This window comes from Pseudoxanthomonas sp. LjRoot143 (genome assembly GCF_964252945.1).
In the GTDB taxonomy this organism is placed as follows: Bacteria; Pseudomonadota; Gammaproteobacteria; order Xanthomonadales; family Xanthomonadaceae; genus Pseudoxanthomonas_A.
In genome coordinates this window covers 106,200-118,825 of sequence record NZ_CAXUPM020000001.1, presented here as the reverse complement: position 1 = coordinate 118,825, position 12,626 = coordinate 106,200, and the positions used below count along the sequence as shown (strand labels likewise).

Annotated in this window: 12 protein-coding genes; 4 read left to right on the top strand and 8 right to left on the bottom strand. The window is 67.8% G+C overall.

Features of this window, described 5'->3' with window-relative positions; translation table 11 throughout:
* Window positions 1-11: 11 nt before the first annotated feature.
* Window positions 12-599, bottom strand: coding sequence for a malonic semialdehyde reductase (locus tag ACSQ1W_RS00535; protein ID WP_192270843.1), 588 nt, complete (start codon window positions 597-599; stop codon window positions 12-14).
* 123 nt (window positions 600-722) lie between these two features.
* On the opposite strand from ACSQ1W_RS00535, the gene ACSQ1W_RS00530 reads away from it, so the two are divergent.
* Together ACSQ1W_RS00530 and ACSQ1W_RS00525 are read left to right on the top strand one after the other, a co-directional pair.
* Window positions 723-1,697 (top strand): mitochondrial fission ELM1 family protein, encoded by a 975-nt coding sequence (locus ACSQ1W_RS00530; RefSeq protein WP_436041247.1) that lies wholly within the window; start codon window positions 723-725, stop codon window positions 1,695-1,697.
* Entirely contained in the window at window positions 1,694-2,254 is a 561-nt protein-coding gene (locus tag ACSQ1W_RS00525; protein WP_436041246.1) for a hypothetical protein, read from the top strand. Before ACSQ1W_RS00530 ends, ACSQ1W_RS00525 begins: the two co-directional genes overlap by 4 nt.
* Before the next feature lie 48 nt (window positions 2,255-2,302).
* Here the strand turns inward: ACSQ1W_RS00525 and glnE are convergent, their stop codons facing one another.
* The 4 genes from glnE to ACSQ1W_RS00505 all read right to left on the bottom strand — a co-directional run bounded on the left by glnE (window position 2,303) and on the right by ACSQ1W_RS00505 (window position 7,286).
* Entirely contained in the window at window positions 2,303-5,119 is a 2,817-nt protein-coding gene (gene glnE / locus ACSQ1W_RS00520; RefSeq protein WP_436041245.1) for a bifunctional [glutamate--ammonia ligase]-adenylyl-L-tyrosine phosphorylase/[glutamate--ammonia-ligase] adenylyltransferase, read from the bottom strand.
* A gap of 199 nt (window positions 5,120-5,318) precedes the next feature.
* Window positions 5,319-5,987 carry a lipoyl(octanoyl) transferase LipB gene (gene lipB / locus ACSQ1W_RS00515; RefSeq protein ID WP_436041244.1) on the bottom strand — a complete coding sequence of 223 codons (669 nt, stop codon included), beginning with the start codon at window positions 5,985-5,987 and terminating at the stop codon, window positions 5,319-5,321.
* Entirely contained in the window at window positions 5,975-6,253 is a 279-nt protein-coding gene (locus ACSQ1W_RS00510) for a DUF493 family protein (RefSeq protein ID WP_436041243.1), read from the bottom strand. Before ACSQ1W_RS00510 ends, lipB begins: the two co-directional genes overlap by 13 nt.
* A 100-nt stretch (window positions 6,254-6,353) precedes the next feature.
* Window positions 6,354-7,286: a CsgG/HfaB family protein gene (locus ACSQ1W_RS00505; protein ID WP_436041242.1), complete on the bottom strand. Its 933-nt coding sequence runs from the start codon at window positions 7,284-7,286 to the stop codon at window positions 6,354-6,356.
* A 268-nt stretch (window positions 7,287-7,554) separates the two neighbouring features.
* Between ACSQ1W_RS00505 and ACSQ1W_RS00500 the strand changes: the two genes are divergently transcribed.
* A complete protein-coding gene (locus ACSQ1W_RS00500) occupies window positions 7,555-7,998 on the top strand; it encodes a hypothetical protein (protein ID WP_436041241.1) in 444 nt (147 codons plus the stop codon).
* Between the two features lie 35 nt (window positions 7,999-8,033).
* Window positions 8,034-8,900 carry an EamA family transporter gene (locus ACSQ1W_RS00495; RefSeq protein ID WP_436041240.1) on the top strand — a complete coding sequence of 289 codons (867 nt, stop codon included), beginning with the start codon at window positions 8,034-8,036 and terminating at the stop codon, window positions 8,898-8,900.
* Between the two features lie 60 nt (window positions 8,901-8,960).
* Here the strand turns inward: ACSQ1W_RS00495 and ACSQ1W_RS00490 are convergent, their stop codons facing one another.
* From ACSQ1W_RS00490 to mltB, 3 genes are all read right to left on the bottom strand, one after another.
* A complete protein-coding gene (locus ACSQ1W_RS00490; RefSeq protein WP_436041239.1) occupies window positions 8,961-10,160 on the bottom strand; it encodes a D-alanyl-D-alanine carboxypeptidase family protein in 1,200 nt (399 codons plus the stop codon).
* Between the two features lie 117 nt (window positions 10,161-10,277).
* Entirely contained in the window at window positions 10,278-11,444 is a 1,167-nt protein-coding gene (locus tag ACSQ1W_RS00485; RefSeq protein ID WP_436041238.1) for a septal ring lytic transglycosylase RlpA family protein, read from the bottom strand.
* Window positions 11,441-12,580, bottom strand: coding sequence for a lytic murein transglycosylase B (mltB, locus tag ACSQ1W_RS00480; RefSeq protein ID WP_436041237.1), 1,140 nt, complete (start codon window positions 12,578-12,580; stop codon window positions 11,441-11,443). The genes ACSQ1W_RS00485 and mltB overlap by 4 nt, the downstream gene beginning before the upstream one ends.
* Between the last annotated feature and the right edge of the window lie 46 nt (window positions 12,581-12,626).

Genomic DNA, 12,626 nt, shown 5'->3' with positions numbered 1-12,626 from the left:
GTGGTGGGGTGTCAGAGGATGCGTGCGGCTTCGTCGAAGCCCAGGCGCGGGGAACGCGGGAAAATGCTGGACGGATCGCCATGGCCCAGGTTGACCAGGATGTCGGACTTGATGGCGGTGCCTGCGAAGAACGCTTCGTCGACCTTCTCGGCGTCGAAACCGGTCATCGGGCCGGCATCCAGGCCCAGCGCACGTGCGGCGACGATCAGGTAAGCCGCCTGCAGGCTGGCGTTGCGCAGCGCGGGCTTGAAGCGGTTGTCGCGCGGGCCGTCGAACCAGGCCTTGGCATCGGTATGCGGGAACAGGAACGGCAGCTTCTCGTGGAAGTCCTCGTCACGGGCGATGATGACGGTAACCGGGGCTTCCATCGTCTTCTTGTAATTGCCTTCGGACAGCGCCGGGCCCAGCTTGGCCTTGGCCTCGGCCGACTTCACGAACACGAAGCGTGCCGGCGTGGTGTTGGCCTGGGTCGGACCGAACTTGAGCAGGTCGTACAGCTGGCGCAGGGTGTCGTCGCTGACCTCGCCGGTAAAAGCGTTGTAGGTGCGGGCGGTGCGGAACAACTGGTCGAGCGAGGCGGCATCGAGGGCGTGGGACATGGGTTACCTGTCGCGAGGAAGGGAAGCACGTCGCGGCGGCAAGGGCCGGCGCATCGGACGGGCAGTGTAGAGTGTCCTGACCATGGCAATATCCAATCGACCCGGAACGGATTGTTTTAACCGGTGGAACAAACCAGCCCCCTCCCGTCCGATTCCCGCGGCCTCTGCACGCTGACCGATGGCAACGCCGGGAACGTACGCCAGGCGCAGTCGTTGGCGCGTGTACTGGGCGGCGAAGCACGCGACCTGGTGCTCCCACCGCGTGCGCCCTGGCGCTGGTTGGCACCGCGCCTGCTGCCGGGCGCGACACAGGGTTTCGGACCGGCCTTCGATCAACTGCAGCGGCGGCCACCCACCCTGGCCATCGGCTGTGGTCGCCAGGCGGCGCTGGCCACGCGGCTGTTGCGCGCGCGTGGCAGCCGCGTCGTGCAGATCCTCGACCCGCGCATCGATCCATCGCATTGGGACCTGGTCATCGCGCCGGAGCACGACGGGCTCACCGGTCCGAACATCCTCACCCTGCTCGGCAGCCTGAATCCGGTCGACGATGCGTGGCTGGCCGACGCGCGCACCGCATTCCCCGCATTCGCCGCCCTGCCCTCGCCTCGCACGGCAGTGCTGCTCGGCGGCGACAGTGCGCACTACCGGTTCGATACGGACGCGTTCGCACGACTCGCGATCCTGCTCGATGACATGACGGCGGATGGCAGCCTGCTGGTCACCACCTCACGACGCACGCCACCCGCAGTGATCGACGCCGTGCGCCGGCGCTGGGCACAACGGCCGCATACGCTCCTGTGGTGCGATCCGTCCGACGGCCCGAATCCTTATGCCGGCCTGCTGGGTTGGGCAGAGCGCATCGTCTGCACACCGGAGTCGGTCAACATGGTGTCGGAGGCCTGCGGCACGCGCGTGCCGGTGCAGGTGTTCGAGCCGGATCGCGTCAGCGGGCGTCCGCGTCGTTTCCTCGATGCACTGAGAGATCGCGGACGCATCCACGACCTGGCTGGAGCCCCGACGCTGTTCGATGGAGAGCCATTGCGGGAGACGGCACGCGTGGCAGCAGAGGTTCGAAAGCGCCTGGCCATGCCGGCATGAGCGCCGACGCCTCCCTTTATCCGGTCCGTCTCCGCTGGGCAGGCCACGAGTACCTGTTGTTGTGGGTTACCGGCATCGAAGGCGCTTCCGGCTTGGATGCGATCGACCACCTGGTATGCGATGGCCATCGACGCATCTCGATCTTCGACCCCACCACGCTGGCAACGGACGCCATGGCCAATCGTGTTGCCTGGAGCGAGGAGCACCGGGTGGACCTGGATGATGTCGATGGACGACTCAATGGCCTCAGTGGGCGTGACGTGCTGCGCCAGGACTGCACTGCGTTCCTGCGCGCATGGAACATGCTCGATGACATCGCGGCCACGGTGCGGGGCCCCGCACTCGACACATCCAAGGCGATGAAGTGCGACGCGGTGCTATGGGACGTCTACGACATGATCTTCCAGGCCAGTCTCGGCACGGGCAAGGACGATCCCGATATCGTCAGTCCCGACCTGTTCTGGAGCCATGACGACGCCGTGGCGCTCGCACACGGTCTGCGTGGACTGATCGATGCGGGGATGGGGGCGTTGCGGGGCCCGACCGGCGTCCACTGAACCGCGATGTCCAAGGCGCGCGAAAGCACGCGGCTGGCCACGCTGGGGTCAGGGCGACGACGCGACGTCCAATCCGTGCGCGGCCGTCGTCCGCATCACCACCGCACGCGCCATCGCCAGTCCAGCGTGCTCGACGACCAGCCTCGGACGCCGGTCCAGCGTACAGGCCAGGCCTTCGGCGACGAAGGTGGCATGCACCGCATCGAGCGCACTGGCTTCCTCCGGAGTCAGTGCGCCCCCGGCCGCCAGCGACGCGATCAGTCGCGGCGTATCCCGCGGCAACAACAAGGCGGGCTGTGCCATGGCATCGCGCAGGACCAGGTACTGGATCAGGAATTCCAGGTCGACCAGGCCACCAGCACCTTGCTTCAAATCGAAACGCGCGACGTCGCTGCGGTCGAGTTCGGAACGCATGCGTCCGCGCATCTTCACCACGTCGCCGCGCAGGACGTCGACATCGCGCGACCGCGCCAGCGTCGCGGCCCGGACGTCTTCGAACGCCTGAAGCAGCGAGGCATCGCCGGCGATGCCACGCGCACGCACCAACGCCTGGTGTTCCCAGGTCCAGGCGCGCTCGCGCTGGTACTCGGTGAAGCTGCCCAGCGACGACACCAGCAGGCCTTTCGCGCCGTCCGGGCGTAGCCGCACGTCCACATCGTAGAGCCGTCCCGCCGCCGTCACCGCACCAAGCAGGGCGACGATCTTCTGCGCCAGCCTGGCGTACCAGCGACCGGCTTCCATCGGCCGCTTGCCATCCGATTCCGCCTCGGCCGGCGCGTCGAACAGGAACACCAGGTCGAGATCCGAACCGAAGCCGAGCTCCTCGCCCCCCAGGCTGCCATAACCGATCACCGCGAACCGTCCTGCGGCAACGATGCCGTGCGAGGCGGCGACGTCGCGTGTGGCGACCTGCACGACCACGCGGACGACCTCGTCCGCCAGCCACGCCAGCTGGCGCACGCTGTCGCGCGCGGACTGACGGCCATCGAGCGCGGCCAACGCGACGCGGAAACTCAGCGCCAGACGGCGCTCGTTGAGCACGCGCAGGCAGGTCTCCGGATCTTCCTCGACCAGTGCGGCCTCGCACTCGGTCCGCAATTCGTCGCGATCCGGCATCGGCCCGGAGACGCGCGTGTCGAGCAGCTCGTCCAGCAGCAGCGGATAGTGCGCCAGGCGTTCGGACAGCAGCGCACTCCGCGCCAGCACGTCGACCAGGCGGCCCAATGCGCTGGGCTGTTCGTCGAGCAGCGCGAGGTAGCTGGCACGGCGCAGGATGGCCTGCAGCAGCGACAGCACCCGGCGCAACGCGGCATCCGGCTGTGACGAACGCGCGCAGGCGTCGAGCAGGGCCGGCACCACGCGATCCAAGCGCGCGCGCGCGCCGTCGGACAAGGCACGCACGCCACTGAATTGCGCGAACTCACGCAACGCACCATCGGCACTGCCCGCGTCCGCGAAACCCGATGCCGCCAGCGTGCCCGCTTCCCCACCGTCGGGCAGCGCGCGCCAGTACAGCGCCAGTGCGTCGGGCGCGGTGTCGCGCTGGCGCGGCGCCAGCAGTTCGGCGAACTCGGCGGCAACGCGCGCGCGTTGCACGTCCAACGCGGCACGCAGGCTGTCCCAGTCCGGATAGTCGAGGCCTCGCGCGATGCGATGCCGGTCCAGCGGATCCTCTGGCAGCGCATGCGTCTGTGCGTCGCGCAGCATCTGCAGGCGATTCTCCAGTCGACGCAGGAAGCGATAGGCCTGCATCAGCGCATCGCCTTCCTCGACCGAGACCTGTCGGGCAGCGACCAGTGCCGGCAACGCGACGCGCAGGCGGCGTTCGCGCAAGGCCGGTTCGCGACCGCCCCGGATCAACTGCAGCGCCTGCGCCAGGAATTCGATCTCGCGGATCCCACCCGGTCCACGCTTGATGTCGTCCGCCAGTTCGCGGCGCGCGACTTCGGCGGCGATCGCGGCTTTCATCTCGCGCAGGCCGTCGAGCGCCGTGTAGTCCAGATAGCGGCGATAGACGAACGGGCGCAGCGATTCCAGCCAGCGTTCGCCGGCATCGATATCGCCGGCCACCGCGCGCGCTTTCAACCACGCATAGCGCTCCCAGTCGCGACCTTCGCGCTGGAAGTACTGGTCCATGCCGGCGAACGACAGCGCGACGCGGCCGGCATTGCCGAAGGGGCGCAAGCGCAGGTCGACGCGATGGCAGAAGCCGTCGACGGTCGGTTCGTCCAGCAGTTTCGCCAGCCGTTGGCCCAGCCGCATGAAGTAGTCCTCGGCAGCAAGCGACCGCGCACCATCGGATTCGCCACCCTGCGGGTACGCATAGACCAGGTCGATGTCGGACGAGAAATTCAGTTCGCCACCGCCCAGCTTGCCCAGCCCGAACACCACCAGCCGCTGCACGCTGCCATCCGGCGCGCGCACCATGCCGTGGCGTTGCGCGAACTCCGCTTCCAGGGCCTCCAGCCCGGTCTGCAGGCAGACCTCGGCCAGGCGCGTGGTGCCGGCCAGCGTGTCGTCGACGGCGTCCAGCCCGTGCACGTCGCGCCATACGAGGCGCGTCGATTCGGCGGTGCGGTAACGACGCAGCAGCTCGGGCCATTGCACCGTGTTGTCGGTCGTCAGTGCGGGCACCGGCCATGGCGCGACACCGTCGTCGCGGAGCAGTGCGGTCAGCAGGTCGGGCTGGCGACGCAGGGTTTCGAGCGCCAGGTCGCTCGTGGCGATCACGCGCGACACACGATCGACGTGGCCCGCGTCGGCGAGCAGTCCCTCCACGTCGGCGGACACGGCGCGAAGACGTGCCAGGCCGCGTTCGATCAGGGCATCGCGTTCGGTATCGAGGGACAGGGTCGCGTCATTCATGGCGACCGATTGTGGCATGGGGCCGGCTCGGCGCACGCGACCGGCCCCGATGTGGGAGCGACGTGAGTCGCGATGCGACCAAGTTTCGAAGGCATCCATGCACGAGGCGCCCTGACCCAGGCCGCGTCTGCTTCACCTTCGGTTGCTAGGTTTCCGGGAAAGCCTTCGCGACTTACGTCGCTCCCACAACCTGCCTGCGCTACGCAGCTTCGGAGATATCCGGCAACGCGGCTTCGCGCTGCAGCGACAGGCCGAACTGGTCGGCCATGTGCTTCAGCAGCACCGGCTTCACGTCATCCATGCCGGACGGGCCGCCGAGATCGGCGAGCGAGACGACCTGCAGGCCCTGGTAGCCACAGGGGTTGATGCGGTGGAACGGCTCCAAGTCCATCGCGATGTTGAACGCGAGCCCGTGGAAGGTACAGCCGTGGCGGACCCGGATGCCGAGCGCGCCGATCTTGGCGCCCGCCACGTAGACGCCGGGCGCGCCGTCCTTGCGCGCAGACTCGATGTTCCATGCGGCGAGCGTGTCGATCATCGCCTGCTCGATCTTGCAGACGTAGTCGCGCACGCCGACTTTCAGGCGCTTCAGGTCGAACAGCGGGTACGCCACGATCTGGCCGGGGCCGTGGTAGGTCACCTGGCCGCCGCGATCGACGTGGATCACCGGGATGTCGCCTGCCGCCAGCACGTGCTCGGGCTTGCCGGCCTGGCCGAGGGTGAACACCGGATCGTGCTCGACCAGCCACAGCTCATCGGGCGTGTCGTCGGTGCGCGCATCGGTGAAGCGTTGCATCGCGCGCCAGACCGGCTCGTACGGCTGACGGCCGAGCTCGCGGACGATGCAGGTCGCCGTCACAGCGTCCACTTCACTTCGGGATGGTCGCGCAGCGCTTCATGGGCGGCGTCGTACTGCACGCGGTCGTTGGCCTGGAAGCGGATGCGCACGGACACGTACTTGCCGTTGGCCGAATGCTTCCAGCTGATGTCTTCATGCAGGACTTCGACGCCTTTCGATTCCAGCAGGCGCGGGAGTTCGGTTTCCAGACCGGTGCCGGCCGTGCCCATGGCGCTGAGCTCGAAGGTGCCGGGGAACTGGAAGCCGTGTTCGGGGTTGTCGGATTTGATTTCCATCCCCGGATTATTGGGACGCCGGCAGCGAAAGCCAAGCCGATACCATTCCGGAACGACGAAGGGCCGCTTGCGCGGCCCTTCGTTCACACAGTGACGCGGCTCAGCGCGCCAACTGCACCAGGCTGGACGAGACCCAGCCCTTGTTGCCGAGTTCGTCCTCGACTTCCCACATCATGCCGTCCTTGTTGCCGGTCGGGTACAGCATCATCCCCGGATCCAGGTCGCGCACGGGCTTGCCGGTACCCTTCGGATTGGCGAACAGGCGGCCCGGCTTGGTCATCTCGACCGCCTGCTGGGCGTTGGACGCGGACGCGTTGCCGGACAGGCCGCCCAGCTCGCTGACCAGGTTGGTGTAGGCCTGCAGGTAGGCCAGCGTGATGACCTGGCCGATTTCGGTGTTCGCGTAACCGCTGGCACCGCCGCCGCCCCAGTGGCTGCCGGTGAACAGGCTGCCGCCCGCACCCCAGCCGATGTCGGTCTTCTTGGCGCTGCCCTCGGCCATGGCGACCTGCTCGGACGAACGCACATCGGTGACCGTCAGCACCACGTCGGCGGTCTTCTTCTTGAAGTCCAGGCCACCGACCATGCGACCGACATTGCCGCCCACCAGTCCGCCCAGCAGGCCGCTGATGGCGTTGCCGCCGGCGTTGCTGTTCTGCGAGATCAGATCGGGCACCAGCACGTAGTCGGCGGCGCGGATCTGGCCCTTGCCGATGTTGGAGCGGTTGCGCAGTTCGCCGCTGGCGGCCAGATCGCGCTCGGCCATCGCCGCACCCATGCCCACGCCACGGTCGACCAGCGTGAAGCAGCGCGACTTGTTCACGAACACCTTGATCAGCTTCGACGGTGCGGGCAGCTGCTGGCCGCTCCACCAGTTCACGCCATCCTCCGGCTCGATCACCGAGATGCTGCCCAGCGGCTTGCTGCAGGTCGGGATTTCCGCGGTCTGCTGCTTGCGCTGGTCCTGCGCACTCTGGCGCTGCGCCCACGCGGGCGCCGTCGCGGCAGCGGCCATCAGCACGCATGCCGTCATCGTTAACGTCTTGCCAATTCCCCTGTTCACTGGTGCATCTCCTTGAGAAGTTGTGGTCCGCTCGGTGCGGGCATTCCGTGGTGTGGGCGACCGACGCCACCCGCGTCGCGTCCCCGGTCCTGATGATAGGCGATGATCGCCATCCTTCCCGGTAGGGACGTAAAGAGTGAGAGCTGGCGGCCAGCGCCATGGCACCATAGTCCAGCTCGCACGTGGCAATCCCGGCCCGGCCATGCGAAATCGATCTCACCGGGACAAGGGGGAAAGAATGAGAAGGAAGGTCGCCTGGGCGGTCACATTCATGGCGCTCGCCTCGCCAGCATCTGCACAACAAGCGCCCTGGGCGGAACTGTCGGGTGAACTGCTGAGAATGGTGGATTCGAACCGTGCCTCCATCGAGGTGATTGCTGTCGACGGGTCGACGAACTTCCAGACCCGAAGCGGATACACGCATCTGAGCCCGGGCCTTCACGTTCTGCACTTGACATGGACATACCGTGGGGATCGGGGAGAGGTGCATTACGGCACCTTCCAGTTCGTCCTGGCGCCCTGCACGCGCTACCACGTGGTGGCCGACCACGGACCCGCCACGCGAGCTAAGAGGTGGGAACTGGTCATCGTGAAGGAAGAGCCCATCAAGCGATGCAAGGACCTGTTTCCGGACAAAGCGCCGGAATCCGCACCGTCAGCCAGCGCCGATCCCGTCAGCTAGCCCGCGGCCGTCAAGCTTTTGGAAGCATCCGACCCGTGATTTACCTACTCGCCAGCGTCGTCTGCAGCGTGCTCGTCTCGGTCCTGCTCAAGCTCATGCAGCGACGCGGCATCGACACCGCCCAGGGCATCGCCTGGAATTACCTGGCGGCCTCGCTGCTGTGCTTCACGTTGCTGGATCCACCATTGTCGGCACTGGCCGCACCGCACGCGCCCTGGCCCGCGCTCGCCCTGCTGGCGGTGCTGCTACCCGGCATCTTCCTGGCGCTGTCGGCCTCGGTGCGCGCGGCCGGCATCGTGCGGACCGACATCGCGCAGCGCATGTCGCTGGTGCTGTCGCTGCTGGCGGCGTTCCTGTGGCTCGGCGAACAGGCCGATGCGCAGCGTCTGGCCGGGCTTGCGCTGGGCCTGCTGGCGATCGTGCTGCTGGTGCTGCGGCCGCGCGCTGCGTCGGGCGAAGCCGAAGGCGGCTGGAGCGGTTGGGCACTGCCCCTGCTGGTCCTGGTCGGCTACGCCAGCGTGGACGTGCTGCTCAAGCACATCGCGGCGGCCGGGACACCGTTCGCCGCCTCGCTGCAGGTCGCCTTCGTCGCCGCCTTCATCGTGATGATGGGCGTGCAGGTCGTGCGGAGCGTGCGCGGCGGTCCGTCGCTGACATTGCCCGCGCTCGGGAGCGGCCTGCTGCTGGGCGCGCTGAACTTCGGCAACATCCTGTTCTACGTGAAGGCGCACCGCGCGTTGCCGGACAACCCGGCGGTGGTGTTCTCCACCATGAACATCGGCGTGGTCGTGCTGGGCACGCTGGCGGGCACGGTGCTTTTCCGCGAACGACTGAATCGCGTCAACCTGCTGGCGATTCCGCTGGCGATCATCGCCATCGCGCTGATCGCCGCAGGGCTTTAAGCCTCGAAAACAAAAAAGCCGGCAGATGCCGGCCTTTTTCTCATGCGGTGACGCGCCGGATCACTCCGACTCCCACCACATCCAGAACGCATCCCACAGACGCTTGAAGAAGCCGGCTTCTTCGATCGGCGTGATCGCCACCAGCGGCGATTCGGCCACGACCTTGCCGTCCAGGGTGACCTTCACCGTGCCGATGGCCTGGCCGGCGGTGATCGGGGCGACCAGCGTCTTCGGCACGTCCATCGTCGGCTTCAGCGCGTCGTAACGGCCGCGCGGCACGCTGACCAGCATCGGTTGCGCAACGCCCAACTGCACTTCCTTGGCCTGGCCCTTCCACACGCGCTGCGTGGCGATGGCCTTGCCCGGCTCGTACAGGCGGTGGGTTTCGTAGAAGCGGAAACCCCAGTTCAACAGCGCCAGGCTGTCGTCGGCGCGCTGCTTCTCGGAGGTCGAGCCCATCACCACCGCGACCAGGCGCTGGTCGCCGCGCTTGGCCGAGCTCATCAGGCAGTAGCCGGCGCCGGAATGGTGGCCGGTCTTGATGCCGTCCACGCTGGCGTCGCGCCACAGCAGCAGGTTGCGGTTCGGCTGGGTGATGGTGCCGACCGTGAATTCCTTGATCTTGTTGAACGCGTACTGCTCGGGATACTCGCGGATGAAGGCGCGACCCAGCAGCGCCAGGTCGTACGCCGTCGAGTAGTGCTCCGGCGCGGACAGGCCGTGCGCGTTGACGAAGTGCGAGCCCTTCATGCCGATCTGCGCGGCGTAGTTGTTCATCAGCGACGCGAACGCTTCCTGGCTGCCGGCGGCGTGCTCGGCCAGCGCGATGGCGGCGTCGTTGCCCGACTGAACGGCCATGCCCTTTTCCATGTCCAGCAGCGGCGCGGTCTTGTTGACGGCGAAGCCGCTGTAGCTGCCGTCGGTGCCGGCGCCGCCCTCGCGCCAGGCGCGCTCGCTCATCATCACCTGGTCGTCGGGCTTGATCTTGCCGTTCTTCTGCTCGGCCGCCAGCACGTACGAGGTCATGACCTTGGTGATGCTGGCCGGCTCGACGCGCTCGTTGTAGTTCTCACCCGCCAGGACCTGGCCGGTGATGTAGTCGACCAGCACCCACGCGGTGGCGGTGGGCTTGGGCGGCGGCGGGATCTCGACGGCCGCAGCGGCAGGCGCGGCAGGCGCCGGGGTCGGCGCGGGCGTCTGGGCGATGGCCAGGCCCATGGCGGTGGTCGCGAGCGCGGCGAGGGCGAAACGGAACTTCATCGGCGGAAAACTCCTGGCAAGGCCGTGGGCCTGACGGTTCAAGGCGAATATTGTAGGGAGGCCGACCGCGGGTTGGGTTGGAAAGACGTAAAAAAACCGACGGACCGGTGCGCGCCGCTACTCGCGGACGATCTGCGGGCGACCGAAGCCCAGGCTGGCGATCCTGCCTGCCAGCGCTTCTGCCGATGCGGCATCCGCCGCGCCGACGCGCAGGCGCCACAGGGGGCGATCCGCACCGGGCACATCGCTGAGCCGCGCATCGGCGATGCCGGCGGCGGTCAGACGCGCCAGGGCGCGGTCGGCATTGTCGCGGCTGGAGAAACTGGCGACCTGCAGCTGCAGGGCCGGCGGCAGCGTGGCCACAGACGCCACCACGGCCGCCTGCGGCGAAGCAGGTGTCGCGGACGGCGCTGCCACTGAAGGCACCGCAGGCGCACCGGGCTTGCCTGATGCCACGCGCACGCCGTTGGCCTTCATCCATGCCTCGAAACCGGCGGCACTGGGCGCATCCCCGGGTTTGGCAGGGACGTGGTAACGCGCGGCGTCCTTCGGCAACTGCCCGACCAACTGGTCCATCGCCGACGACGAAGGCGCGGGCGCGGGCGCGGCGGCAAGCGTGCTGCCGTCCGGCGTCAGCGCGCGCACTTCGACACGTCCGGTACCGCGCTGGGTGATGCCCAGACGGACCGCGGCGGCGTAGCTGAGGTCGATCACGCGGCCTTCGTGGAACGGACCGCGATCATTCACCCGCACGACCACGGACTGCCCATTGTCTAGGTTGGTGACCCGCGCGAAGCTCGGCAGCGGCAGCGATTTGTGTGCGGCGCTGTAGGCGTACATGTCGTACACCTCCTGGTTGGAGGTGCGGCGGCCATGGAACTTGTTGCCGTAGTAGGAAGCCGTGCCCTGCTCCACGTAGCCGTCGACGCGGTCGAGCACCTTGTACTGCTTGCCCAGCACCGAATACGGCGACTTGTTGCCCACGCGCGAGCGCGCTTCGGCGGTGACGACGGGTTCGCGGATGCAGTCCAGGTCGGGCACGTGGTCCGGCGTGGTGTCGGAGACGCCCGGCTTGTAGAGGCCGCCGGCGGTGTAGTCGCCGCGCGTGGACAAGTCTTCCTGCGCGGGTGCGTAACGCGAGCAGTCCTTGCCGGCGATGCCGGGCGAAGGCTTTACCGGCGACGGACGGGTGACGTCCCCGGTCGATGGCGACGGCGACTTCTTCGGCGCCGTGCTGCACGCGGCCAGGGCCACCGCCAGTAGCGGCAGGACCAGCCACTTCATGCCGGCGGGATCTCGCGGCCGGCGATGGCCTGCGACAGCTGGTGCACCGCCATCGCGTACATCTTGGAATTGTTGTAACGGGTGATCGCGTAGTAGTTTTGGAAGCCCAGCCAGTACTGCTTGCCGTCGGCGCCATCCAGCTGCACCAGCGTCGCGGTCGCATCGGGCGCCACCGGCTCCAGCGGCCGGTAGCCTTTCTCGGCCAGCTGCGCCAGCGTGTAGTCCGGCGTCCACGTTTCCGGATTGAACTCGGCGAAACCGTCCTGCAGTTGCGCGCGTGCGACCACCGCACCGCCCGGGACCCAGCCGCCGCGCTCGCCGCCCTTCTTGCGGAAGTAGTTGGCGATCGAAGCAAAGATGTCGGGATACGTGGTGAACAGGTCGCGGCGACCGTCGCCGTTGCCGTCCACCGCGAATTCGCGGTAGCTGGACGGCATGAACTGGCCCAGCCCCATCGCACCGGCATAGCTGCCGGTCAGCGAGGCGATGTCCAGGTTCTCCTCGCGGCCCAGTGCGAACAACTGCGCCAGCTCGTCGCGGAAGAACTGCTCGCGGCGGTGTTCATAGGCGGCGCGTTCGGGATTGCCGGTGCGCGGATAGCGGAACGCCAGCGTGTACAGCGCATCCAGCACCTTGTGCCGGCCGGTGAAGCCGCCGTAGTTGGTTTCCACGCCGATGATCGAGACGATCACCTCGGCGGGTACGCCGTACTGCTGCTCGACGCGGGTCAGTTCGTCGCGATGCGCGGCGATGAACTTGCGGCCGCCCTCGATGCGCGTCTGGGTCAGGAAGCCGACGCGGTACTCGCTCCACGGCTTCACCCGTTCGGCCGGGCGCGACATCGCCGCGACCACGCTGTCGAGGAACTGCGCCTTGGCCAGCGTCGCCTCGATCTCGGCCGGCGCGATGCCGTACTTCGCCGCCGTGTCTTTCACGAACTGCGCACGTGCGGTGGGGAAACCGACGGGCTTCAATGCTTCCGGCGGCACGTCGGCGACGCGTTCGACCGAGGTCTCGGCGGGCGTCTTCGATGCAGGCGTGGAAGGCGTCGCCGAAGCGGCCGGCGGCGGCGGTTGCGGTGTGGCGCAGGACGCAAGGCCCAGCACCAGCAGACAGGAAAGTGCGTTTCGCATCATCGGCGCGAGGGTAGCACGCACCTTTCGCGGCAGGGTGAACAGCACA

Excerpts from the sequence above, each read along its gene's own strand:
- ACSQ1W_RS00535 (WP_192270843.1), bottom strand. The coding sequence starts at position 599 with ATGTCCCACGCCCTCGATGCCGCCTCGCTCGACCAGTTGTTCCGCACC.
- ACSQ1W_RS00485 (WP_436041238.1), bottom strand. The coding sequence starts at position 11,444 with ATGAAGTGGCTGGTCCTGCCGCTACTGGCGGTGGCCCTGGCCGCGTGC.
- glnE (WP_436041245.1), bottom strand. The coding sequence starts at position 5,119 with ATGAATGACGCGACCCTGTCCCTCGATACCGAACGCGATGCCCTGATC.
- ACSQ1W_RS00500 (WP_436041241.1), top strand. The coding sequence starts at position 7,555 with ATGAGAAGGAAGGTCGCCTGGGCGGTCACATTCATGGCGCTCGCCTCG.
- ACSQ1W_RS00525 (WP_436041246.1), top strand. The coding sequence starts at position 1,694 with ATGAGCGCCGACGCCTCCCTTTATCCGGTCCGTCTCCGCTGGGCAGGC.
- ACSQ1W_RS00490 (WP_436041239.1), bottom strand. The coding sequence starts at position 10,160 with ATGAAGTTCCGTTTCGCCCTCGCCGCGCTCGCGACCACCGCCATGGGC.
- mltB (WP_436041237.1), bottom strand. The coding sequence starts at position 12,580 with ATGATGCGAAACGCACTTTCCTGTCTGCTGGTGCTGGGCCTTGCGTCC.
- ACSQ1W_RS00510 (WP_436041243.1), bottom strand. The coding sequence starts at position 6,253 with ATGGAAATCAAATCCGACAACCCCGAACACGGCTTCCAGTTCCCCGGC.
- ACSQ1W_RS00505 (WP_436041242.1), bottom strand. The coding sequence starts at position 7,286 with ATGACGGCATGCGTGCTGATGGCCGCTGCCGCGACGGCGCCCGCGTGG.